This is a genomic window from Actinoplanes sp. ATCC 53533 (genome assembly GCF_003947245.1).
Genome location: NZ_QHHV01000059.1, coordinates 70780 through 93551, shown reverse-complemented (window position 1 = coordinate 93551; position 22772 = coordinate 70780). Strand labels below are relative to the sequence as shown.

Sequence of the window (22772 nt, the reverse complement as noted above, 5' to 3'; positions counted from 1 at the left end):
AATACCCGTCAGCGGCTGGCACGTTCGATCCCGCGCCGGACGAGACCGCGAATGCCCGGCAGGGTGATCGCCCGGATGGTCAGGTCGCTCATCCACACGTGGAACCGGCTGGGCGGCGCGTACTGGAGCATGCCGCGGCGGGCGAGCGCCTGCCGCTTGGCGGCTTCCGGGCGCAGCCCCGCTTCCCACTCGGCCAGCGCCGCGGGGATGTCGTCGTGCTGCCGCAGGGCGGCGCCGAGCTGGTCGGCCCCGGCGAGCGCGAGGGCCGCGCCGTGCCCGGCGAAGAGCGTGACGCACCAGGCCGCGTCCCCGAGCAGCACGGCCCGGCCGGCGCTCCAGCGTGGGATGACCACCTGGCTGACCGCGTCGAAGTAGGCGTCGGACGGGTCCTCCTCGAGGTGGCGGAGCGCGCCGGGCACGCCGCCGCCCAGGTCGCCGAACGCCGCGCGGAGCGCCGCCACCGGCCCGCGCTTCAGCTCGGCGGCCGGGTCCGCGCAGCGGTACGCGAAGAACGCCGTTGACCGCCGCGGGCCCAGATTGACGATCGCCGCCGTACGCCCCGGGCCGATGAACGTGGTGGCCGAGGACTCCGGCACGCCGGCCACCGGGTGGGGCAGGGAGAACGCACCCACGACGTACGGCAGGTCGACCTGGGAGCCCGAGCCGAACACGGCCGTACGGGTGGCGGAGCGCACTCCGTCGGCGCCGACCAGCAGGTCGGCGCGTTCCGTGGTGCCGTCGCTCAGCGTCACTCGCACCTGGTCGACGTCCTGGTCGACGGCGGTGACCGTGGTGCCGAAGCGGATGTCGGCCCGGTCGCGCACCGCCTCGTACAGCGTGGACTCCAGGTCGCCGCGGAAGACCGTCAGGGTTCGCGTGCCGAGGGCGGCCTCGGCGATGGCGGACGGCACGGTGAACTTGGGCCGTCCGTCGGCCCGGACCAGGACGGTGGTGAACACGCCCAGGGCCCGGGCGGACAGCGCGGGGAGCAGGCCGAGCCGTTCGGCGGCGGCGTAGCCCGGCCCGAGCAGGTTCACCAGGTAGCCGCTGCTGCGCCGGGCCGGGGCCCGCTCCACCACGATCACCTGCCACCCGTCCCGTCCCAGTCGCAGGGCGGTGGCCAGGCCGGCTATGCCCGCACCCACGATCACTACACGTTTCATCCGGCACTCCCCGGTCAAGAATGAGCGTTTGCTCAAACTAGTATGAGCATCTGTTCATACCGGCGCAACCGGCTAGGCTCGGGGCATGCCACGCGGGGTCGCCATCCCAGAAGTCCGGCAGCAGCTGTTCGCTGCCGTCGAGCGAGTGATCGCCGGAGCCGAGCCGAGCCGGCTCACCGGCCGGGCCGTGACCCGCGAGGCCGGCGTCGCCACCGGGCTCCTCTACGCCCACTTCGCGAATTTCGACGCCTTCCTGACCGGATATGCGGTCGACCGCGCCTTCCAGATCTCCGGCGAGGTGGCCGGCCTGCCGGCGCGCGCCGGGACCGGCACGGTCGCCGGAAATGTGAGCGAGGCCGTCCTCGCGACGCCGCTGGGCACACTGCTGGCGCTGACCCGGCTGATGGTCTTCCGCCCGCAGCTGGCGGCGGAGGTGGAGGCGGTGCTGGGCGCCGGGACCGCCGGGCTGCAAGCGGTCGAGCACGCGGTCGCCCGCTATCTGGCCGCCGAGCGACAGCTCGGCCGGGTGCCGGCCGGCGCCGACCCGGAGGCGCTGGCCCTGGCGGTGGTCGGCGTGCTGCACCACGTCGCGCTCAGCGGCGGTACGGACTCAGCGGCGGCCACCCGCATCCGGCGGGCGGTGGACGCGCTCGCCGACTACGGCGTCCCCAGGTAGGTGTCGAGCGCGCCCGCGCCCGCCAGCATCGCCAGGCCCCGCGCCGTCAACCGGTCGCGCCACTCCCGCAGCGTCGCCTGCAGCGGCTCCGGACCGCCCGCCGCCCGCACCCGCTCCAGCACCTGGGCGATCTGCTGGAGCCCGTGCCCGCCACGGCGAAGCTGGTGGGCCAGCAGCACGTCGCGCACGTCGGCGGAGGTGTAGACGCGGTAGCCCGTGTGCGGGTCACGCCGGGGTGTGACCAGGCCGGCCCGCTGCCATTTGCGCAACGTCGCCGGCCGGACGCCCAGCCGGTGCGCCAGCGGCCCGATGAACGTGACACCCGGCTCCAGGTCACGCGGCGGAGCCAGGTCGCGCAACGCCAGGTCCACCGCTTCCAACGTGCGGCGGTCGCCGGCCAGCTGCGCGTGGCTCTCGTCGATCAGCCGCAGCGCCTCCTCGACCGCGCCGCCGTTCGCGGCCCGCATGATCGCCCCCGCGGTCGCGTGGCCGTGCGCGGGGACCAGCGCCAGGAACGTCCGCAACGCCGCCGCGTGGCGCGGCGCGTAGGCACGGTAGCCGTGCGGCGAGCGCTCGGCCGGCGGCAGGATGCCCGCCTCCTCGTAGTTGCGCACCGCCTGGGTGGACAGGCCGTGCCCGCGCGCGAGGTCGATGGGCCGCAACCGCACTTTGAAGGTATCTCCCCATCTCGGCCGTGATCGCCGACCAAAGTTTACACTGCGGGTTCAACGATACAGTTGAGGGAATGACGGCTTTGATCCGGGACGCGGCCCGTCCCTTCACCGGCAGCGCCCTCACCGCGCTCCTGTCCCCCGCCACCCGACTGCTCGGCCTCGGCGAGCCCACCCACGGCGTGGAAGCCTTCCTCGAACTGCGCAACGAGCTCTTCCGCCACCTTGTCGAGCGGGAGGGCTACCGCTCGATCGCCATCGAGAGCGACTGCCTGTCGGCGCTGACCGCCGACGCGTACGTCACCGACGGCATCGGAACCCTCGACGACGCGATGGACCGCGGCTTCAGCCACGGCTTCGGCGACGCACCCGCCAACCGCGAGCTGGTCCGCTGGATGCGCGCCCACAACGAGCGGTGTCCCCGGCACGAGCGGCTCCACTTCTCCGGCTTCGACGGCCCCCTGGAGATCACCGGCCCGGCGAGCCCTCGGCCGGCCCTGACCGCACTGCACGACTACCTCGCCGCCCACCTCGACCTGGCCTGGAGCCGCGAGACCCTCGAAGACCTGCTCGGCCCCGACGAACGCTGGACCAACCCGGCGACCATGATGGATCCCACCCGGTCCATCGGCCGCACTCCCGAGGCCGAGAAGCTGCGCCTGCTCGCCGACGACCTGCGGCCGCTGCTCACCATGCACGCGCCCCGCCTGACGGCCGTCACCTCCCCCGACGACTGGTGGCGCGCCGATCTGCACGCGCGCACGGCCGTCGGTCTGCTGCGCTATCACGCCGGCATGGCCGACCCCACGCCCGCCCGCATCGGCACGCTCATGGGCCTGCGCGACGCGATCATGGCCGACAACCTCGACGCCATCCTCCGCCGCGAGGCCCGGCGCGGGCCGGTCCTCGCCTTCGCCGGCAACCTCCACCTGCAGCGCGACGAGAGTCACCTGCACTTCGCCGGCGAGCAGCGCCGGTGGTGGAGCGCGGGCGCCATCATCGGCACCCACCTCGGCGACCAGTACGCCTTCGCCGCCACCACCTTCGGCAGCCGCGGCGCCGACGTGCCCCCGCCCGACACCCTCGAAGGGCTCCTGTCGACCCTCCCGCACGCCCGCGCCGTCATCGATCCCGGCCACTTCGCCGCCGCCCTCGACCGGAAGCTGACGCCACGCGTGCCGGCCGACCACACCTACTTCCCGCTCGACCCGGCCACCACCGAGCAGGCCGACGCCATCGTCTTCGTCCGGGAGATCTGAGCCTGGGCACAGCGACCGCCAAGGGAACGCACAGACCCGGTGTTTTAGCTCAGCACGTCATCTCGTGAGGAGCAATCATGGATCACCACCCGGGTCGCCGTTCCGTCCTGCTCGCCCTGGGCGGGATCGCCCTCGGCGCCGCCGCGGGCTGCGACGCGCCCTCGTCCGCCGTGGGCGCTCCCGCGGTGAGCGCCGGTCCCAGCCAGGTCAACGGCCAGTCTCTCGCCGCGGTGCCGGCGAACGAATCCTTCGCGTTCGCCGGCGACGGCGGGTCCTCCCCCATCACCGCGGACTACTGGCTCGGCCGATACCAGGTCACGAACGCCCAGTACCAGCAGTATCTGAGCGCCGTGCCGGGCGCCTCGGCACCGGGCTACTGGAGCGACGCGACCTATCCGGCCGGCAAGGCCGACCATCCGGTGCTCTATGTCTCGGCCGTGGACGCGGAGGCCTTCTGCGCGTGGCTGACCAGCACCAGCGGCGACTGGACGTTCCGGCTGCCGACCGAGGCGGAATGGGAGAACGCCGCCCGCGGCCCGCAGAGCCACACCTACCCCTGGGGCGACCAGGCCGGCACCACCTACGCCGACGGGACGCTGACCAGCAACTACAACTACAACGCCGTGGTGTCGGCCTACTACCTCGCGAAATATGGCACCGCCACGGCGACCTACAACCACAAGAGCTCGACGAGGTACGGCCAGAGCGAGCCACTCTCCTCGATCCTCGCGGTCGACGCCGACGGCGGGGTGCGGGGCTGGATCGACCACGACACCTGGACCGGTTTCGTCTACACCGACCTCTTCACCGCGCTGGGCAAGACCGGCGGCTACACCAGCGCGGTCGGCGCCTACCCGGCCGGGGCCAGCCCGTACGGCTGCCACGACATGGCGGGCAACGCCTTCGAGTGGACCTCCAGCCTGATCACCGCGAGCAACGGCGCGGAGGCCGGCAAGCAGGTCAACGCCGTACGAGGCGGTTCCTGGTATTCGACCGGCCGGAGCTGCCGGACGAACTACCGCGGCGAGGGCCGGGCCGGCAGCGGCGGCTACAACACCGTCGGCTTCCGGGTCGCCGCGGTGCGGGCCTGATGCGTCCCTACCACCGCGGGCTGCTCGCAGCCTGCCTCCTGCTGAGCGGCTGCGACGGCGTGGCCCACACGGTGACCACGCCGACGGCCGCAGCGACCGCCTCCCGGTGCCCGAACGGCGTGACCTTCGGCGCTGCCGCCACCTCGGCGGAGACCGGCAGCAATCCGCGGGCAGTCATCGGCGCCGACCTCAACGCCGACGGCCGAACCGACCTGGTGGTGACGAACCTGGACGACGACTCGGTCAGCGTCCGGCTCGGCACGGGCAACGGAACCTTCGCCGCCCGGGTCGACTACCCGGTCGGCAGCCACCCGTACCTGACGGTCGCCGGCGACCTCAACCGCGCCGGAGCCACCGACCTCGCCACCGCGAACTTCGGCGGCGAGGAGGTGACAGTACGGCTGGGCCGGGGCGACGGCACCTTCTGGCCGGCGACGACGCTCACCGTCGGCCCCGCTCCCCGCGCGATCGCCGTCGGTGACCTCGACGGCGACGGCACCCTGGACCTGGTGACCGCGAACCAGCGGTCCAGCACGGTCAGCGTCCTGCGCGGAAAGGGCGACGGCGCACTCGACCTCGCCGCCGCCGGCAACGGGTCGTCGAGCGTCGTCGTGCTCCTCGGCGCGGGCGATGCCACCTTCGCCCCGGCCCGTGAATACTCCACCCCGGCGCCGCCGGTGGCCGTCACCGCGGCCGACCTCAACGGCGACGGGCGCGCGGACCTGCTCACCTCGCTGCCGGGCGGTGGCGGCGAGCGAACAGTGTGCGAACCCGCCGCGGAAGCTGCTGAATCAGTGTGGGTGCTCGCCGAGCAGTTTGGTGGCCAGCACCGCAGCCTGCGTGCGCCGCTCCAACCCCAACTTCGCCAGCAAACTCGACACGTAGTTCTTCACCGTCTTCTCCGCCAAGAACATCCGCCCGGCGATCTCCCGATTCGTCAGACCCTCCGCCACAAACTCCAGAATCCGCCGCTCCTGATCCGTCAACGACGCCAACTCCCGCGGCTGCTCCACCCCGTTACGAATCCGCTCCAACACCCGCTGAGTCACCGCCGGATCCAGCAACGACTGCCCCGCAGCCACCCGCCGCACCGCATCAACCAGATCCGTCCCCCGGATCTGCTTCAACACATAACCCGCCGCCCCCGCCATGATCGCCGCGAACAACGCCTCATCATCCTCGTACGAGGTCAGAATCAACCCCTTGATCGACGAGTCCACCGCCCGCACATCACGACACACATCAATGCCACTACCGTCCGGCAACCGGGCATCCAACACCGCCACATCAGGCCGCAACGCCGGGATACGCCGGGTCGCCTCCTGCGCCAGGCCCGACTCACCGACCACCTCGATATCACCGGCGGCCTGCAGCAGATCAACCAGCCCACGACGGACGATCTCATGGTCATCGAGCAGAAAAACACGGATCATATGCTCTTCCTACTCCCTCCGGAGCCCTTCCACCAAAGTCCGACGTCCCGCTCGGCGTGGCGGGATTCCTCGGCCCGCCCCGGCGTCACGCGACGCCGAAGGGTGTACCGATCTCCGAGCCGTTGATCAGGCTGTCGTCGACCTCGAAGGCCAGCCCGTCCGCCACGTCGACCACGCCCGGCACCCGGCGCGTCATCCGGGCGATCCGATCGGCGGACGACCGGAAGCGCACCCGGCCGGACAGGGTGACGATGCCGTCGGCGCACTCCACCTGCACGGTGGCACCCTTGATCGCCAGGACGTCGTGCAGCGCCTCGTTCACGACGTCGCGGCGAATTTCCGCGTCCGTGCGCTGATGCACCTTCAGCAGGTCACTGCGAGTCACGATGCCGATCAGGTGGCCGAAGGAGTCCACGACCGGCAGCCGCTTGACGTGCTCACGTTGCATCCGGCGGGCGGCGGCGGCTAGGGACAGCGACGGTTCGGCCGTCACGACCGGTGACGTCATCACGTCGGCGGCGGTTCGGCCCCCCGCCTTCGCCCGGTCACCGCGACGTCGCCACGCGTCGGAGATCCGGGGGTGCGCGCCGCCGCCGGCCTCCACCTTGTGCAGGAGGTCGGCCTCCGACACGACACCGATCACCCGCTCGGCACGGTCGACGACCGGTACCGCGCTCACCCGGCGACCGATCAGAAGATCGACGACGGCACGATACGGGGTGTCCTCCCGGACCGAGACGACGTCTTTGGTCATCACATCGTCCACGCGCCAGAGTTTCATGGCCAAGCCTCCTCTGCTCCACCTTCGACGGTAGGAATTCATGGCCCTGCCGAGCAGTGCCACTCGGCCTGTCACTGCGGGCCCTGTCGCCCTGCCGGGACAACGACGGCGTGCCGAGAATCGAGGAGAGGAGCGGTAACGCGTTCCTTGTCGGAGAGAAGGCCAGCATGACCGCCAAGAAAATCATCGTCGGCTACGACCATTCGCCGGAAGCCCGCCTCGCCGCCCGCTGGGCCCTCGACGAGGCATCCCGCACCGGCGCCCTGATCGAGTTCTTCTACGCCTACGAATGGCCCACCTGGGCGCCTGCGGCGTCCACCATTCCGGCGCCCGCCGTCTGGCCGGACGGCGAGACCGACCGCGCCATCAAAGGTATGCTCAACGACGCCGTCACCGCCGCGAAGCTCAGCCACCCCACGGTACGCACCAGCATCTCGATCGTGAACGCCGCTGCCGCCCTCACCCTGATCGACCGATCCGCCGAAGCAAGCCTGATCGTGCTGGGCGCCCAGGGGCACAGCGCGGTCACCGGCCTGCTCGGCTCCATCAGCGTCGCCGTCAGCGCGCACTCGCGCTGCCCGGTCGTCGTGGTCCGCGGGCACGCCGCCCCCACCGATCCGGTCGTCGTCGGGGTGGACGACTCCCCCGGCGCTCAGGCCGCGCTCGGGTTCGCGTTCGCCCAGGCCGCCGAACGTGATGTCGCGGTGCACGTGGTGCAGGCGTGGTCACGGCCGGCCGGCGCCTGGGAGACCCGCCCGGACGTCGTCGAGGGCGCCATCGCCGATCAACACATATCGCTTGACGCGCACGTGACCGCGATGCATGACCGGTATCCGCAGGTGAAGGTCACTACCGACGTCGTCGTCGAGCACCCGGCCGCGGCCTTGGTCAGGGCGAGCACCGCCGCGCAACTGCTGGTGGTGGGCAGCCGCGGCCGAGGGGCCCTGCGCGGGATGTTCCTCGGCTCGGTGAGCCAGCACGTACTGCGTCACTCCGCGTGCACCGTCGCTGTGGTCCACGAGCCTCCCGCGGCATGACCGGACGAGCTGGGCGCCATCGACTCGGCGCCCCAGCCTCGTTCCCCGCGGACAAGGCGGCGGATAGCATCACCACATGGACGGCGACCCCGGCACTACCCAGGACGGACGGCAGCACCTTCCACCGTCCCTGGGGCTCAGCCCGCTCTCCCGGGTCCGCCTCGACGAACTGCTCCAGGAGATGCTCGACCGCGTCGGCGAGGTCGTCACCAGCCGCGAACGGCTGCGCGCCCTGCTGGACGCCGTCGTCGGCATCGGCACCGACCTCGACCTGCGCAGCACCCTGCAACGCATCGTCGAGTCCGCCTGCGCCCTCGCCGGCGCCCGCTACGGCGCACTCGGCGTCATCAGCCCGGATCGGCAGCTCTCCGACTTCATCACCCACGGCATCGACGCCGAAACCCACGCCGCCATCGGTGACCTGCCCCGCGGCCGCGGCGTGCTCGGCCTGCTGATCACCGACCCGCAGCCCGTCCGGATGCCCGACATCACCCAGCACCCGCGCTCGTACGGTTTCCCGCCGAACCACCCGCCCATGCACAGCTTCCTCGGCGTACCGGTCCGCACCCGCGACCAGATCTACGGCAACCTCTACCTCGCCGAGAAGCAAGGCGCCGCGCAATTCACCGACGACGACGAGGAAATCATGGTCGCCCTCGCCGCCGCCGCGGGCGTAGCCATCGACAACGCCCGCCTTTTCGCCCTCGCCCAGCGCCGCGAACGCTGGCTGTCCGCCGCCGCCGAGATCACCGGCGTCCTGCTCGGCACCGTCCAGCGCACCGAGGCGCTCCGGCTCATCGCCCGCCGGGCCCGCGAGATCACCGAGGCGGACCTGGTCCTGGTCCTGCTCTACAACGAGACCGCCGACCAGCTGACCATCGAGGTCGCGGACGGCGTCGACCCCGCCTCGGCAAACCTGGTGGGAGCGGTCGTGCCGGCCGACAATGCCACGCTGGAGTCACTCAGCCAGGGCCGGCAGGTCGTGGTCGACGACCTGCGCGCCGCGGCGGACTGGCCCGGCCCGGTGCCGGACGGACCAGCGATGGCCACTCCCCTCGGCGCGGGTGGCACCCTGCACGGCGTGCTGACGGTGGCGCACAACGCCGGACGCCAGGATCATCCCGGCGACGACGTCACGATGCTCTCGAACTTCGCCGGTCAGGCCGCGCTCGCCCTGGAGCGTGCGCAGGCCCAGGAGGAACGCGAGCTCCTGGTGGTGCTGGAGGACCGCGAGCGCATCGCCCGGGACCTGCATGACGTCGTCATCCAGCGGCTCTTCGCCACCGGCATGCAGTTGCAGGGCATCGCCCCGCATGCGCTGCGCCCGGACGCGGTCAAACGGATCAACACCACCGTCGACGACCTGGACGCCACGATCCGCGACATCCGCCGCTCGATCTTCGAGCTGCGCGCACCCGTCGGCAAGACCCTGCGCACCGAGGTGGGCGACGCCCTGGAGGCGGCCACGGAAGCGCTCGGCTTCCGGCCCACGCTGGATGTGTCCGGGCCCGTCGACAGCGCGGTGCCCGACGACGTCGTTCCGGAGATCCTCGCCGTGGTGCGCGAGGCGCTGTCGAACGTCGCCCGGCACGCCCAGGCGAAAGAAGTCCGGGTGTCCGTGCGCGCGACCGGGGACGAGGTCGTCGTGTGCGTGCAGGACGACGGCATCGGCACCGATCCCGCCCGGGCCCGCGGCGGACTGGTCAACCTGGACGAACGCGCCCTCGACCTGGGCGGATCCTTCGAGGTCGGGCCGGGTGAGGCCGGCGGCACGACGGTCGTGTGGCGGGTGCCGCTGACCGGCTGACCGCTCAGCCCGGGAACGTGAGCTTGTTCCGTTCGGCCGAGCCCAGCCAGCCGCGCTCCACCATCGTGTCGAGCACGCGCGCCCACCCCGCCTTCGGGTCGGGCCGGTCGGGATCGAGCCGCACCGCGAGCCGGGCCGCCTCGGCGACGGTCAGTTGCTTGGCCGGCTTCCGGAAATACGTCCGAGCCGCGGCGACCAGGCCCACCGCCCCGCTGCCGTAGTCGGCGTCGTTGAGGTAAAAGCCGAGGATTTCCGGCTGACCATACTCGGCCTCGAACTTGTCGGCCATGACCCTGATCCGCCAGCTGGACTCCGCGTCGGCACCGGCGGTGTCGGAGGCGATCACCATGTAACGCCGGGTGAGCAGGGACGAGCTCATCGCTATGTTTCTGGAGCCGTAGAAGTCCGGGTCGACGGCCGCGACGAAGGCGTTGGACACCGGCAGCGGCAGGTCCTTGACCTGCACGACCGGATGCGAAACCGGCAACGGCGCAGGCGCGGGCACCCCGTCGTAGTAGTAGGTGGCGCCGACGACGGCGGCGGTGGCCGCGAGGATCAAAGCGGCCAGGATGCCGGCGATCCATCGCGGGCCGTTGCGCCACGCCGGTGCGGCGGAGCGCGCGTCGCTGGGAGGCGGTGCCGCGTCGACGAGAGTCATTGCCACACAGTAATGGCTCGGCGGCGACCCCCGCGATCCTCGTCAGGCGAAACTGAACAGCGGGGGGAAGACGAGGACGACCACCCAGGCCCACCCGGCGTACACCGGCAGGTAGCTGGTCTGCCAGCGCTCGAGGTCCGCGAAGGGCGTGCGCCGGCGGAGGAACTTCAGCATCAGCCACGCCGACCAGGCGAGGTTGGCCAGCAGGATGACGTTCTCGCCGAGCGCCGCGACCTTGTTGGGCGTCGTGCCGTACTCGGTGATGCGCCCGGTGATCTCCAGGAGCACCAGCAGGTCGATGGCCAGCGCGCTGGCCACGAGGGCGACCTGCAGCCTGTCGAAGAGGCCGGGCGGGGCCAGCGGGTCGCGGGCCGACAGCGAGTAGAGCACCAGCCCCAGCACCACGACCAGCAGCAGGTCGAACAGGATCAGCGCCTCGCGCTCGACGTCGATGCCGGCGCTGGTCCAGAAGACGGCGACGAGGAAGGCCAGCAGGGCCGCGGTGAAGAGCGGGGTGAACAGCCGCGTCAGCACCGGGGCGATGTTCTCGATAACGCTCTGCTTGACCTCGACCAGCCAGCCGGCGACGACCATCGCGGCCACCGCGCCGCAGGGCATGAGCCACCCGGTGATGAATTCCTCGGGGGCGACGCCGATCGCCTCGAACGTGCCGAACATGAAGGCGATGAGGACACCGCCGCCCAGGGCGATGAGCACGTAGTAGATGAAGCACTCGCCGGTGAATCGGATGAAATCCATGCGCCGGCGCGACGAGCGCCAGTCGTCGGCCACATAGGCCAGACCCACCACGAGCCAGAGGGCGATGGGCAGGTGGACGCTGGTGATGACCACGGACTGCGACTCGTCGGTCAGCGGATAGACGTTGGCGGCCACGGCGCCGAGCGCGAAGAGCGCCACCAGGATCGCGATCAGCCGGCGCCCGGCCTGCCGGCGCCAGGCCAGGTAGCCCGCGAGCCAGGGCAGCGCGAACAGGCTGAAGTTCGGCGCGTAGAACGACTCGTTGCCGTCGAACCCCATCCCGAACAGGGCCGGGGCCTTGACCGAGGCCGCCGCGCCCGCCGCGCAGCCGACCATCACCCACAGGTCACGTCGCGATCGCGGGTCAGCCTCGGCGCCAGCGGTCTCGCCGGTCAGCGCCAGCTGCTTCCACAGCCGTTCCGAGTGCTCCCGGGCGAACTCGCGGGACAAGTCGTCGAGGCTGCCCAGCCGTTTGATGGCCACCAGGAACGCCTCGTCCGGGCTCAGGCCAGCGGCCATGAGCCCGTCGACAGAGCCGCGCAGATGGTCTTCGAGCTCGTCGGCGTCGGACGACTGCAGCTCCCGGCGGCCCTCGACGTAGTGGCGCCACTGCGCGAACTGCGCCTCCAGCTCCTCGTACCCCTCCCGCGCCGTCATGCCCGGCACTCCAGGGTGATCGCCGGCAGCGGGCCGCGGTCGCCGAGGCCGAGCCAGATCCCCTTGAGCGCGTCGACGACGGTGTCCCACTGGCGGCGCTGCTCGGCCAGCTCGGCGAGGCCCCTGCTGGTGATGCTGTAGTACTTGCGGCGCCGCTCGCCGGTGACCGACTGCCAGCTCGACGACACATAGCCGAGGCGCTCGAGGCGGTGCAGCAACGGATACAGCAGCCCCTCGGTCCAGTCCAGCTCGCCGCCCGACAGCTCGTTGATCCGTCGCAGGATCGCGTATCCGTAGTTGTCCTCCTCGGCCAGAATGCCGAGCACCATCGGCGTCGCCGAGGCGGCCACAAGATCCTTGGTGACCTTCACGAGACTTACCCCCGCCCGTACCCTAGAAGTACGATGCATAGTAGCGCTAGGTATTTTGGAGCGCAACGGACCGTCGGGCGATCGTCGTGACACCTCTCATAAAGAGGAGTCTTAGAGTCCCGTTATCGGTAGGGTCGTGTCGTGCGGCTCAACAGATCCACGGACATCAGTCTTCGCATCCTCATGCTCAGTGCGGTGCGCGACGGCCGGCTCACCATCGACGAGTTGGCCGAGTCGCTCGCGGTGCCCCGGCACCACCTGGCCAAGGTGGTGCAGCGGCTGCAGCATCTGGGGCTGCTGGAGACCGTTCGGGGCCGCAGTGGCGGGGTTCGCCTCGTCGCTGCCGCGCACACCGCCTCGATCGGCGGTCTCGTCCGGACTCTGGAGGGTGAGACCGAGGTCGTCGACTGCGAGGGCGAGCCGGCCTGCCCGCTGCGCCAGGGCTGCCTGCTGCGCGGAGCACTGCGCCGCGCGCAGGAAGCGTTCTACGCCACCCTCGACCCGATCACTGTCGGCGATCTGAGCGCCCCGCCCACCCGGCAGGTGCTGCTCAGCCTCGGCCGGCACTGACCGACCCACCCGTCACCAGGAGAAACCGATGCTCTCTGCCACCAGCACCCCGGTCATCGAGGCCACCCTGCCGGTCGTCGGCAGGCACCTCGACCAGATCTCCGGCACCTTCTACGACACGATGCTCGGCGAGAATCCGGAGTTGCTCGACCTGTTCAGCCGCAGCGCGCAGGCCACCGGCGAGCAGCGGAGCGCCCTGGCCGGCGCGGTCGCCGCCTTCGCCGCGCACCTGGTCGGCGCGGGCCCGGAGGCCGTGGTCTTCGACCACATCGTGGAGCGCATCGCCCAGCGGCACTGCGCCCTGGGCATCCGCCCGGAGCAGTACACAATGGTCGGACGCTACCTGATGGGCGCGGTCGGCGCGACGCTGGGCGACGCGGTCACCCCCGCGGTCGCCGCCGCCTGGGACGAGGTCTACTGGCTCTTCGCCGCCCGGCTGATCGGCCGCGAGGCGCGGCTCTATGCCGAGGCCGGGGTGGACGGCGCCGACCCGTGGCGCGATTACCTGGTGGCGAAGAAGATCGCCGAGGCGCACGACACGATGTCGTTCATCCTGACCCCCGCCGACGGCCTGCCGGCCCCCGCCTTCCTGCCGGGCCAGTATGTGACCGTCGCGGCCGACCTGCCTGACGGCAGCCGCCAGCTCCGGCAGTATTCGCTCTCCCAGGCGGCCACCGGCGGCACGCTACGGATCACCGTACGGCGGGTACGCGGCAGCGGTGGCGCCCCGAACGGCGTGGTCTCGGGCTACCTGCACGACCGGGTCAGTGCCGGCGACCGGCTGCGGCTGAGCCACCCGTACGGCGACCTCACCCTGCGCGACAGCACGGCGCCGCTCGTGCTGGTCAGCGCCGGGGTGGGCATCACCCCGATGGCCGCGATCCTGGACCACGTGGCCCGCACCCAGCCCACCCGCCAGGTCACGATCGTGCACGCCGACCGCAGCCCCGAACGCCACCCGCTGCGCCTGGACATGGCCGGCTACGGCTCGCGGCTGACGTCCTGCACCGCCTTCGTCTGGTACGAGCAGGCGAGCGACGCCCCGGGCGCGTACCAGGGTTTCGTCGACACCGACGTCATCCCGCTGCACCCCGACGCCGACGTCTATCTGTGCGGCCCGGTGCCGTTCATGCAGGCCGTCCGGGCCGGGCTGCACCGCCGTGGGATAAGCGACGACCAGATCCGGTACGAGGTCTTCGGTTCCGAGCAGTGGCACGCGGACCCGATGCCCGCGGCCCGCTAGGCAGTTCGCGAGAAGGTGCGTACGCCGGCGGGCGGTTGGGTATCACGCGGGCCAACTCCTCGACGGAAGGCCCTCCATCCAGTGACCCCGCTCCCCGCCCGCGTGGCGCTTACGGCGATCCTGGCCGCGACGCTCGCTCCGGTCGCCGTCCCGGCTCCCGCCGCCGCCGGCATCGAATGGACCGTTTCGTCCAGTCTCAGCTCGAAGGTCGTCTACGTCGAGGAGCACGTCGGCTCGCGCTTCGACTCGGCGCTGCGCCGCTCCGTATCGTTCGTCGACCGCTACACCGGCTCGGACATGCGTCTCGGTAAGTGCCGCACGGGCTACCGCTGCATCCGGGTCGTCCAGAGCGACGCCACCCACGGACACGGCGCGTGGACGAGCTGGACCCGGGCGCGCAAGACCTCCGTGATTCGCCTCTCGTCGACGCTGGCCCGGAAGGGCTGGTACACGCGACAGTCCATCATCGACCACGAACTCGGCCACGCGAACGGCGCCGGGCACAACGCGAAGTGCACCTCGCGGATGTGGCCCCACTACCGGTGCCGGAACGGGCTCCTGCCGCCCCGGACCTTCACGAAGGCCGAGCGCGCCAAGCTGGCCCGCTGGTGACCGTCACGCCGGCGGCCGGCCGGCGCCGATGACCGTCTCGCCCGGCGACGGGCGCAGCACGGCCCAGACGACCTTGCCGGCGGGCGTCGACATCGTTCCGGCGATGGTGGCGACGGATCGCACCGCGCTGAGCCCCGTGTGGTGCTGGTCCGTCGCTGACCGCGGGCGGGCCGGCATGTCGGGCAGCCGCGGGTCGAGGTCGGCGACCGCGATGTGGATTCCGGTGCCACGGCGCGAGATGGTCACCTCGATGTCGGTGCCGGCGTGTTCCACCGCGTTGAGAACCAGCTCCGAGACGACCAGCTTGGCCGGGTACAGCAGGCTCGGCAACGACCAGGCCGCGCAGGCGGCGGAGACCAGACCGCGCGCGATGCCCGGCGCCTGGTTGGTGGGCGCCAGCCGCGCCACCAGCCGATCGGTCAGCGGCAGGCGGCTGGCCGCCGCCGACCGGGCCTCCGGCATGCTCGCGAACAGCGGAAGCATGCGCCGGGCACCCAGCCGCTGGAGCCGGGCCGCCAGCGGGGTGTCGGTGGGCACGCACACCACGACCTGTACCGGCGGGTCCAGGTCCGCACCGATCATCCGCGCGCTCATCCACACCGTCGCGCTGGCCGCTCCCCCGTCATCGAGGTCGTGCACGTTGAGGATCAAAGCCGCCGGGTGCTGCGCGAAGCACTTCCGCAGCGTGTCGGTGACCTCGGTGTGCAGCAGCCGGTCCCAGCGGCCGCGCGCCGTCAGCTCGATCACCCGACTCGCGGTGTCCGCGGTCAGAGTGACAGCGCGTGCGCTCGGGTCCGACGGGGACGATCCAGCTGCTGGCAGGTGATCTGCCATGACTACACACCCTCGCACTAGCCAGCCAACGCGGCCAAGTCCGCCGTCAAGTCTTAAAGGGACGGCGGCCCTACGGCAACCCGGCCGGGAATTCCATCACCCATAAGACTGATGATGAACCTTTTGCGGCAGAAGGTTGACATGCCACCGGCCGGCCAGGAGGTCGGATGAACGGGAGCTGTCACGCGAGCGTCTTGATCGACGCGAGCGCGGCCTCCCGGTCGGCGCCCAGGCCGCTGAGCAGGCTCACGACCATGGGCACCAGGACATGCTCGACACCGTCGTCGCCGAAATAGCCGCCGACGTCGAGCAGCACGTAACCGTGGATCGCGGTCCACAGCTGGTTGGCGATCACCACCGGTTTGGCCGGCCGTAGCCGTCCCTGTGCCACGGCGCGGCGGGTGGTCTCGACTATCTCGTCGAACGTGTGCCGGCCGCGCTCCCGGTCGCCGGCGGTCCTCGGGCGGTGCTTGCCCAGGGCGACGGTGCCGAACATGACGGCGTACAGGTGCGGGTTTTGCCGCGCGTTGAGCAGGTAGGCACGGCTCAGGCCGGCCAGGTCGGTGATCGCGTCGTCCGTGCGCGGCACCTCGGCGAGCAGCGCGGCGAGCCGGGCGAAGCCCTCGGCGACCACCGCGTCGGCGAGATCGGGCATCGAGCCGAAGTGCGTGTACACCGCCATGGTGGAGGTGTCCGCCTCCGCGGCGACCTGGCGCAGGGTGAGCGCCGAGGGGCCTTCCTCGGCGAGCAGGCGGGCGGCGCCTTCGAGCAGGCGGACACGCACCGCGGGGTCGGCACGGCGTTCGGGCATGCGGTGATCCTACTGCTATATCGCTTGCTATATCGGATGCTACGCTGCCCTCGGAGGTGTCGTTGTGAACGACTGGGACGCGATCGTGATCGGCTCCGGCCTCGGCGGGCTCACCTGCGCCGCCTATCTCACCGCCGCTGGGAAGCGCACCCTGGTGCTCGAGCAGAACCAGGTCGCCGGCGGCTGCAGCCAGGTGTTCCGCCGCAAGGGCAACCGGTACGAGTTCGACGTCGGCATGCACTACATCGGCGAGTGCCACCCCGGCGGGCGCATGACGACAGCGCTGCGCGGCCTCGGGCTGGACGGCCGGATCGAGTTCCGCCGGCTCGACCCCGACGGGCACTCCACGCTGGTGTTCCCCGGCCTCACGTTCCGGGTGCCCAGCGACTGGGACACCTACCTGGCCCGGCTGATCGAGGCGTTCCCCGACCAGCGGCGCGGCCTGCGGCGCTGCGTCGGCATCCTGCGGCGCATCGGCGCCGAACTGCGCGCCGGCGTCATGCCCAGGCCGACCGTGCGAGGCATGCTGCGGTTCGTCCGCGCGGCGCCGACCGTCGCCGCGCTCGGCCAGCTGCCGCTGACCTGGCTGTTCGCCGCATGCCGGCTCAGTCCGCTGGCCAGGGCGGTGATCGTCGGCGAATCCGGCGACTACGGGGCGCCGCCGTCCCGGACGTCGATCGCGCTGCACGGCGGCTTCCTCGACCACTACCTCACCGGCGGCGCCTGGTATCCGCGCGGCGGCGGCCAGGTCGTCCCGGCCCACCTCATCGACGTCATCCAGACCCACGGCGGCCAGGTGCGCACCAAAGCGCGCGTCACGCGCATCCTGGTGGCCGACGGAGCCGCGACCGGCGTCCAGCTCGACGGGGGCGACACGATCCACGCCCCGATCGTGGTGTCGGGCGCCGACCTCAAGCGCACGTACCTCGACCTCGTCGGCCGCGAACACCTGACGCCGGCCACCATCGCCCGGGTGCGGCGATACCGGATGGCGCTGCCGCTGTTCAGCGTCTATCTCGGGCTCGACATCGACCTGGCCGGCCGGCTGCCCAACAGCACCTACTGGTGCTACCCGCACACCGACGTGGAAGCCCTGTACCGCGACGCCTACGAGGGCCGCATCCCGGCCGAGGTGCCGATCTTCCTCACCTCGGCCACCACCAAGGACCCGGGCAACACCCACGCCGCCCCGCCCGGCCACTCCACGCTCGAAGTGATGTGCCTCGCCCCGCACGGCACGTTCTGGCCCGGTGGCGACGGCTACAGCCGGGACGCGGAATACCTCGCCCGCAAGGAACGCCTCACCGAGCACCTGATCGACCGCGCCACCACCGTGATCCCCGGACTGCGTGAGCACATCGTCTGGCGGGAGGCGTCCAGCCCGGTCACCCAGGAGCGGTTCACGCTGTCCAGCCTCGGCTCCTGCTACGGCATCGAGATGGCCGCCGACCAGATCGGCCCACGCCGGCCGGGCCCCCGGACCGAGATCCGCGGCCTGTGGCTCACCGGCGCCAGCACCATCTGGGGCAGCGGCATCGTCGGTGCCGTCAGCGGCGGGCTGGGCACGGCCGGGGCGATCCTCCGCCGCCCGCTCAGCGCCGAGGTCAAGGCCGGTGCCGTGCTCGCCGACCCGGCCAAACTCACCCCGATCGGCCCCGACTGGGACCCGCTGGCCGCGTCCAAGCCCAGCTCCCCGCTGCGCCGCCCGCTCCGGCGATGACCACCCGGATTCACTTGACGGCGCCGGCCGTCGTGCCCGCGGCGACGTAGCGCTGCGCGACGACGAGCAGGACGATGGCCGGGATGGAGGCGAGCACAGCGGTGGCCATGACCGAGCTCCAGTCGTTCACATAGGTCCCGATGTAGGTGTAGAGCCCGAGCGTCACCGGGCGCACGTCCTCGGTCGTGGTGAGGGTGAGGGCGAACAGGAAGTCCGCCCAGGCGAAGAGGAAGGTGAACAGGGCCGCGGTGATGAGCGCGTTGCGGCTCATCGGCAGCACGATGGAGATGAACGTCCGGACCTGGCCGGCCCCGTCGACCCGGCCGGCCTCCAGGACCTCGCGCGGGATGTTGATCATGAACGCGCGGACGATCAGGATCGCGAACGGGATGCCCGCGGTCGAGTCGGCGAGGATCAGGCCCGGGATCGAGTTGAGCAGTCCCAGGTCGTTGTAGGCGGTGTAGAGCGCGTTCGCGATGACGATCCCCGGGATCATCTGCGAGATCAGGATCCCGAAGAGGAACGCACCCGCGAAGCGGACCCTGGACTGCGCCAGGGCGTACGCCGCCGGCATCGCGATCAGTAGGCTGAACGCTACCGAGCCGAGGGCGATCACCAGGCTCGTGACCAGGTTGCGGCCCTGCTGGCTGAGCGCGGTGGCGTAGCCGTCGAAGCTGAGGTCGAACGGCAGCCACGGGGTGCCGACCGCCGAGCCGCTCGGCTGCAGCGAGACGTTGACCATCCAGTAGAGCGGGAACAGCAGAACGGCGAGGATGACGATCCCGGCGGCCGTGCTGCCCCAGCCGGCCCGGGTGGGCCGGCGCCGCCGGGGAAGCGTGGTGGTGGTCACGACGGCCTCACTCGTCCACGGCACGCCGGTTGGCGCGCAGGTAGAGGACGGCGAACACCAGGGAGATCGCGATGAGGACGTTGCCGAGTGCGGCACCCTGACCGAAGTCGAACTGCGTGAAGGACAGCTGGTACGACAGCGTGGCGATGGTCTGGCTGGCGTTGGCCGGGCCGCCGCCGGTCAGCCCGAGGATCACGTCGAGCACCTTGATCGTGTAGACCACGCCGAGCACGAGCACGACGCTCACCACCGGGCGCAGCAGCGGCCACGTCACATACCTAAACCGCTGCCAGCCGCTCGCCCCGTCCAGCGAGGCCGCCTCGTAGAGATCCTCCGGGATGTCCTGGAGCCCGCCGTACAGGATGGTCAGGTTGAACGGGATACCGATCCAGATGTTCACCATGATCACCGCCACCAGGGCCAGTGAGGTGCTGGTCAGCCAGCCGGGGTGGTCGGTCGCCACCCCGATGGCGGCCAGGAACCGGTTGAGCGCGCCGTTGTCCTTGTCGAGGATCCACCGCCAGACCGCGCCGGTGACGATCAGCGGGATCAGCCACGGCAGCAGGATCAGCGAGCGGAGCAGACCGTTGAGCGGGAAGCGGCGCCGGAAGAACACCGCCAGGGCGAGACCGATGACGAACTGCCCGGCGATCGAGCCGGCCGTGAACAGGACGGTGTTCAGCAGGGCCTTGCTGAACACCGGGGAGGACACCACCTCGGCGTAGTTGGTCAACCCGACCCACGGCGCCTCGCCGGTGTAGAAGGTCTTCGTCGTGTACTCCTGGAACGCCATCATGAAGTTCTTGACGATCGGGTAGCCGAAGAAGGCCACCATGTAGATCACGGCCGGGGCCAGGAACAGCACCTGCGCGGCCCGCCGCTGGAAGCGGTGCGACTGCCAGAAGCGGGGCACGGCGACGGCATCGTCGTGCGTCGCGGGTGGATCCGTCGCTCGTACCATGGTGGACTGTTGTCGGTGCTCAGCCATTCTGGGCCTGTTCCAGGGCCTTGGCCGGGGCGGCCTGCCCGGTCAGCGCGGACTGGAACGCGGTGTAGATCTTCGTGGCCGCCTTCGGCCAGTCCGCGCCGAGTTCACCGGTGCGGGCCCGTGCGGTCGGGATCTGGTCGACGAAGCCGGCCATGTTCGGGTTGCTCGAGCTGAACTTCGCCAGCAGCGCCGACTTGGTGGGGATGGTCTGGGTGTCCTTGGCGAGGCTGAGCTGGTTGTCGTCCGAGTTGAGGCAGGCGACGACCTTGGCGGCCTTGGCCTGCTTGTCCTTGTTCCCGGTCTGCGGCACGGTCCACGTCTCACCGCCGAGCGGCGCGACGACCGGCTTGCCGGCGGCCGGCGCCGGGATCTTCACCACCTCGTACTTGAGGCTCTTGTCCTCGTCCAACGTGGGGAACTGCCACGGCCCGTTGACCATCATCGCGGCCTTGCCCGCCCGGAACTGGTCGTTGACGTCCGCCTGGGTCCAGTTGAGAGCGGACTTCGAGACCGAGCCGTCGTTCATCAGGTCGACCCACAACTGCAGTGCCTGCGCGGTCTCCGGCGTCGCGATGTTCTTCTCGTCGCCACCGTTGGACCACATGAACGGCAGGAACTGCCAGGTGCCCTCGTAGTTCGCCGGTGCCGAGAACGCCAGCCCGTAGGTGCTGCCGGAGGTCAGCTTCTTGGCCGCCGTCCTCAGCTCCGCCCAGGTCGTCGGCGGGGTGACTCCGGCCTTGGCGAGCAGGTCCTTGTTGGCGAACAACCCGATGGTGTTGGTGATCGGCTGCAGGCCGTAGAGCTTGCCCTCGTAGGTCGAGGCGCTGACCACACCCTCGGCGTACCCGTCGGCCTTCAGCCCGAGGTCGTTCAGCGGGGTGAGGGCGCCGGTCTGGGCGATCTGCTGCAGCTCGGGATTGTCCAGCATCAGGACGTCCGGGAGGGTCTTCGACGACGCCTGCTGAAGCACCTTCTGGATCAGCGACGCGCCGGGCACCGCCTCGCGCTGGATGGTGACACCGGCCTGCTGGCCGCAGGCGTCGAGCGCCTTCTGCCAGACCGTCTTGCCCGGGTCGTTGTTGTAGTAGTCGAGCACCCGCAGGGTCGAGGAGTCGCCGCCGCTGTTCGAGCCGCCGCCGGAGCCCCCGCCGCAGGCGCTGAGCGCGAGGGGCAGGGTGAGCATCGAGGCGAGCGCGGCCTGGGCTCGGCGGGATCGGGAGGAGCGGATCATGTCGTGTCCTTTCGGATACGGATTTTCCCGGGTGGATTCGGGGCGTCGTCGATGCGCATCGACGACGGGCAGCGCGGATTCGTGGCCGAGACCACCGATGATCAGTGGGAGGGAGCGGGCAGCACGGTCGTACGACGGGTGAGTCGCGGCGCGACCAGATCGATCGCGGGACGCTCCACCCCGGAACTCGGATCGAGCAACCAGAAGAGCGTCTCCATCGCACGCCGCGAGACGTCGCGCGGTTCCTCGGAGACATTCGTGTACGGCGGATCGGACTGCTCGGCCGCGCGGTCGGAACTGAGCCCGATGAGGGAGATGTCACGGCCCGGCACGACGTCCCGCTGCCGCAGTGCGTGCAGCAGCGGCACGATCGTGTCGCTGTGCGGCACCAGCACGCCGAGACGCCCGCCGGTCCGCCGGGCGAGGAGCTGATCGGCCACCGTCGCGGCGGCCTCCCGTCCACGCTCGACCGGTTCGATCACCGTCAGCGGCAGGCCGCGCACCCGCGCCTGCCGCCGCACCGTTCGCAGCACGCGGCCGACGAAGTTCAGGCCACGCTCCATCGCCGAGGCGGTGTAACCCAGCACGACGATCTCGTCGTGCCCGGTGTCGGCCAGCTCGTCGACGGCCATCCGGGCCGCCGCCTCGAAGTCGAGATCGACGCAGTGCAGCCCGGCCGGATCGGCCGGCACACCGATGAGCACCACCGGAACGGACAGCGCGGCGGCCACCGGGACCCGGTCGTCATGCTCCTCGATGTCCATCATGATGATCGCGTCGCACAGGGCCCGTCCGGCGAGGCGCCGCAGACCCGCGGAACCCTCGTCCGCGGTCACGAGCAGCACCTCATGATCATGGACGCGGGCCGAGCTGGCGATGGTCTCGATGAACGGCAGCAGCGCCAAGGTCTCGCCCCCGGCCCCGAAGGGCACGACCAGACCGACAACCTGGGTGCGACGTCCCGCGAGAGCCCGGGCACCGGAGTGCGGCTCGTAGGTGAGCTCTTCCATCGCATCCAGGACCCGCCGCCGCGTGCGCTCGGAGATGGGTCGCTTGCCGGTCATCACATAGGACACGGTGCTCTGCGAGACACCGGCGATACGCGCGACGTCCTTGCTGGTGAACGCCGCCATGACACCTCCCGGAGGAATCATCGATGCGTATCAACTGCGGGTTCCGCCAGGCTACGACTCCGCTCGTCCGAGCCACAAGACATCTCCCGGCAATATTTCCGCGGTCCCCACGCCGCACGGAATTTCCGTCCAGCTGTCACAGATCGCGCGGTTGCCTTGTCTCAGCTGGCACCGGGACGGCACGACCAGCCCGCCGGCCCCCGTCGTCTGGAAACGAGGCCACCATGACCGCTGTCACGAAGACCCAAGCGCTCAGGGTCATCCGCCGTGCGTACGGACCCGGCCAGGCCGAGGCCGTGGCCGGACGGCTGCCCGACCGGATCGACCTCGACAACACCGCGCACGCCAGGCTGCTGTCCGAGCTCGGGCTGACCCCGGACAGCCTGTTCGACGCGCTCGGTGCGGAGCTGTGACGGC

The 22772-nt window shown here is 70.9% G+C and carries 24 protein-coding genes and 1 pseudogene; 11 read left to right on the top strand and 14 right to left on the bottom strand.

From position 1 onward, the window contains the following. Positions 1-8: 8 nt before the first annotated feature. Positions 9-1163, bottom strand: coding sequence for an FAD-dependent oxidoreductase (locus tag DMB66_RS20305; protein ID WP_125805674.1), 1155 nt, complete (start codon positions 1161-1163; stop codon positions 9-11). 85 nt (positions 1164-1248) lie between these two features. On the opposite strand from DMB66_RS20305, the gene DMB66_RS20300 reads away from it, so the two are divergent. After that, positions 1249-1839, top strand: a complete 591-nt coding sequence (locus DMB66_RS20300; protein ID WP_125805673.1) for a TetR/AcrR family transcriptional regulator — start codon at positions 1249-1251, stop codon at positions 1837-1839. Here DMB66_RS20300 and DMB66_RS63860 read toward each other — a convergent pair. Beyond that, positions 1821-2507: a TioE family transcriptional regulator gene (locus DMB66_RS63860; protein ID WP_125805672.1), complete on the bottom strand. Its 687-nt coding sequence runs from the start codon at positions 2505-2507 to the stop codon at positions 1821-1823. The genes DMB66_RS20300 and DMB66_RS63860 overlap by 19 nt on opposite strands. A 77-nt stretch (positions 2508-2584) precedes the next feature. On the opposite strand from DMB66_RS63860, the gene DMB66_RS20290 reads away from it, so the two are divergent. Together DMB66_RS20290 and DMB66_RS20285 are read left to right on the top strand one after the other, a co-directional pair. Continuing rightward, entirely contained in the window at positions 2585-3769 is a 1185-nt protein-coding gene (locus DMB66_RS20290) for an erythromycin esterase family protein (RefSeq protein WP_125805671.1), read from the top strand. Positions 3770-3846: 77 nt separating this feature from the next. After that, a complete protein-coding gene (locus DMB66_RS20285; RefSeq protein WP_125805670.1) occupies positions 3847-4860 on the top strand; it encodes an SUMF1/EgtB/PvdO family nonheme iron enzyme in 1014 nt (337 codons plus the stop codon). 7 nt (positions 4861-4867) lie between these two features. Here DMB66_RS20285 and DMB66_RS61260 read toward each other — a convergent pair whose 3' ends face one another. Continuing rightward, a complete protein-coding gene (locus DMB66_RS61260; protein WP_158647294.1) occupies positions 4868-5038 on the bottom strand; it encodes a hypothetical protein in 171 nt (56 codons plus the stop codon). Here DMB66_RS61260 and DMB66_RS65945 point away from each other — a divergent pair. Beyond that, positions 4980-5588: pseudogene (locus DMB66_RS65945) on the top strand (FG-GAP repeat domain-containing protein); the annotation flags it as partial. The gene DMB66_RS61260 and the pseudogene DMB66_RS65945 sit on opposite strands and share 59 nt — an antisense overlap. Before the next feature lie 63 nt (positions 5589-5651). Here the strand turns inward: DMB66_RS65945 and DMB66_RS20275 are convergent. Together DMB66_RS20275 and DMB66_RS20270 are read right to left on the bottom strand one after the other, a co-directional pair. Then, positions 5652-6293: a response regulator transcription factor gene (locus tag DMB66_RS20275; protein ID WP_125805669.1), complete on the bottom strand. Its 642-nt coding sequence runs from the start codon at positions 6291-6293 to the stop codon at positions 5652-5654. An 85-nt stretch (positions 6294-6378) separates the two neighbouring features. Beyond that, positions 6379-7074 (bottom strand): CBS domain-containing protein, encoded by a 696-nt coding sequence (locus DMB66_RS20270; RefSeq protein WP_125805668.1) that lies wholly within the window; start codon positions 7072-7074, stop codon positions 6379-6381. 167 nt (positions 7075-7241) lie between these two features. Between DMB66_RS20270 and DMB66_RS20265 the strand changes: the two genes are divergently transcribed. Continuing rightward, positions 7242-8111, top strand: coding sequence for a universal stress protein (locus tag DMB66_RS20265; protein WP_125805667.1), 870 nt, complete (start codon positions 7242-7244; stop codon positions 8109-8111). 76 nt (positions 8112-8187) lie between these two features. Continuing rightward, positions 8188-9918 carry a GAF domain-containing sensor histidine kinase gene (locus DMB66_RS20260; RefSeq protein WP_233624721.1) on the top strand — a complete coding sequence of 577 codons (1731 nt, stop codon included), beginning with the start codon at positions 8188-8190 and terminating at the stop codon, positions 9916-9918. Positions 9919-9922: 4 nt separating this feature from the next. Here the strand turns inward: DMB66_RS20260 and DMB66_RS20255 are convergent, their stop codons facing one another. From DMB66_RS20255 to DMB66_RS20245, 3 genes are read right to left on the bottom strand one after another with little or no spacing between them, the layout of a single operon-like run. Further along, positions 9923-10576, bottom strand: a complete 654-nt coding sequence (locus DMB66_RS20255; RefSeq protein ID WP_125805666.1) for a transglycosylase domain-containing protein — start codon at positions 10574-10576, stop codon at positions 9923-9925. Positions 10577-10618: 42 nt separating this feature from the next. Beyond that, on the bottom strand, positions 10619-11992 hold the full coding sequence (locus tag DMB66_RS20250; RefSeq protein ID WP_125805665.1) for a permease prefix domain 1-containing protein: 1374 nt from the start codon (positions 11990-11992) through the stop codon (positions 10619-10621). Beyond that, a complete protein-coding gene (locus tag DMB66_RS20245) occupies positions 11989-12363 on the bottom strand; it encodes a PadR family transcriptional regulator (protein ID WP_125805664.1) in 375 nt (124 codons plus the stop codon). The genes DMB66_RS20250 and DMB66_RS20245 overlap by 4 nt, the downstream gene beginning before the upstream one ends. A 141-nt stretch (positions 12364-12504) precedes the next feature. Between DMB66_RS20245 and DMB66_RS20240 the strand changes: the two genes are divergently transcribed. The 3 genes from DMB66_RS20240 to DMB66_RS20230 all read left to right on the top strand — a co-directional run bounded on the left by DMB66_RS20240 (position 12505) and on the right by DMB66_RS20230 (position 14788). Continuing rightward, positions 12505-12933 (top strand): Rrf2 family transcriptional regulator, encoded by a 429-nt coding sequence (locus DMB66_RS20240; protein WP_125805663.1) that lies wholly within the window; start codon positions 12505-12507, stop codon positions 12931-12933. Positions 12934-12961: 28 nt separating this feature from the next. After that, positions 12962-14176 (top strand): globin domain-containing protein, encoded by a 1215-nt coding sequence (locus DMB66_RS20235; protein ID WP_125805662.1) that lies wholly within the window; start codon positions 12962-12964, stop codon positions 14174-14176. An 81-nt stretch (positions 14177-14257) separates the two neighbouring features. Further along, on the top strand, positions 14258-14788 hold the full coding sequence (locus DMB66_RS20230) for a hypothetical protein (protein ID WP_125805661.1): 531 nt from the start codon (positions 14258-14260) through the stop codon (positions 14786-14788). 3 nt (positions 14789-14791) lie between these two features. Here the strand turns inward: DMB66_RS20230 and DMB66_RS20225 are convergent, their stop codons facing one another. Then, positions 14792-15535 (bottom strand): ATP-binding protein, encoded by a 744-nt coding sequence (locus DMB66_RS20225; RefSeq protein ID WP_125805660.1) that lies wholly within the window; start codon positions 15533-15535, stop codon positions 14792-14794. 268 nt (positions 15536-15803) lie between these two features. Beyond that, positions 15804-16433 carry a TetR/AcrR family transcriptional regulator gene (locus DMB66_RS20220; RefSeq protein WP_125805659.1) on the bottom strand — a complete coding sequence of 210 codons (630 nt, stop codon included), beginning with the start codon at positions 16431-16433 and terminating at the stop codon, positions 15804-15806. A gap of 64 nt (positions 16434-16497) precedes the next feature. On the opposite strand from DMB66_RS20220, the gene DMB66_RS20215 reads away from it, so the two are divergent. Continuing rightward, positions 16498-18153 (top strand): NAD(P)/FAD-dependent oxidoreductase, encoded by a 1656-nt coding sequence (locus DMB66_RS20215; protein WP_125805658.1) that lies wholly within the window; start codon positions 16498-16500, stop codon positions 18151-18153. 10 nt (positions 18154-18163) lie between these two features. Here DMB66_RS20215 and DMB66_RS20210 read toward each other — a convergent pair whose 3' ends face one another. From DMB66_RS20210 to DMB66_RS20195, 4 genes are all read right to left on the bottom strand, one after another. Then, positions 18164-19003: a carbohydrate ABC transporter permease gene (locus DMB66_RS20210; protein WP_233624720.1), complete on the bottom strand. Its 840-nt coding sequence runs from the start codon at positions 19001-19003 to the stop codon at positions 18164-18166. A 7-nt stretch (positions 19004-19010) separates the two neighbouring features. Continuing rightward, positions 19011-19964 (bottom strand): carbohydrate ABC transporter permease, encoded by a 954-nt coding sequence (locus DMB66_RS20205; protein WP_125805657.1) that lies wholly within the window; start codon positions 19962-19964, stop codon positions 19011-19013. A gap of 19 nt (positions 19965-19983) precedes the next feature. Beyond that, positions 19984-21222 carry a sugar ABC transporter substrate-binding protein gene (locus DMB66_RS20200; RefSeq protein ID WP_125805656.1) on the bottom strand — a complete coding sequence of 413 codons (1239 nt, stop codon included), beginning with the start codon at positions 21220-21222 and terminating at the stop codon, positions 19984-19986. Positions 21223-21323: 101 nt separating this feature from the next. Further along, complete coding sequence (locus tag DMB66_RS20195) at positions 21324-22355, bottom strand: LacI family DNA-binding transcriptional regulator (RefSeq protein WP_158647293.1); 1032 nt, start codon at positions 22353-22355, stop codon at positions 21324-21326. Positions 22356-22579: 224 nt separating this feature from the next. Between DMB66_RS20195 and DMB66_RS20190 the strand changes: the two genes are divergently transcribed. Further along, the gene (locus tag DMB66_RS20190; RefSeq protein WP_125805654.1) at positions 22580-22768 is read left to right on the top strand and encodes a hypothetical protein; all 189 of its coding nucleotides are present in this window, start codon (positions 22580-22582) and stop codon (positions 22766-22768) included. The last annotated feature ends 4 nt before the right edge of the window (positions 22769-22772 follow it).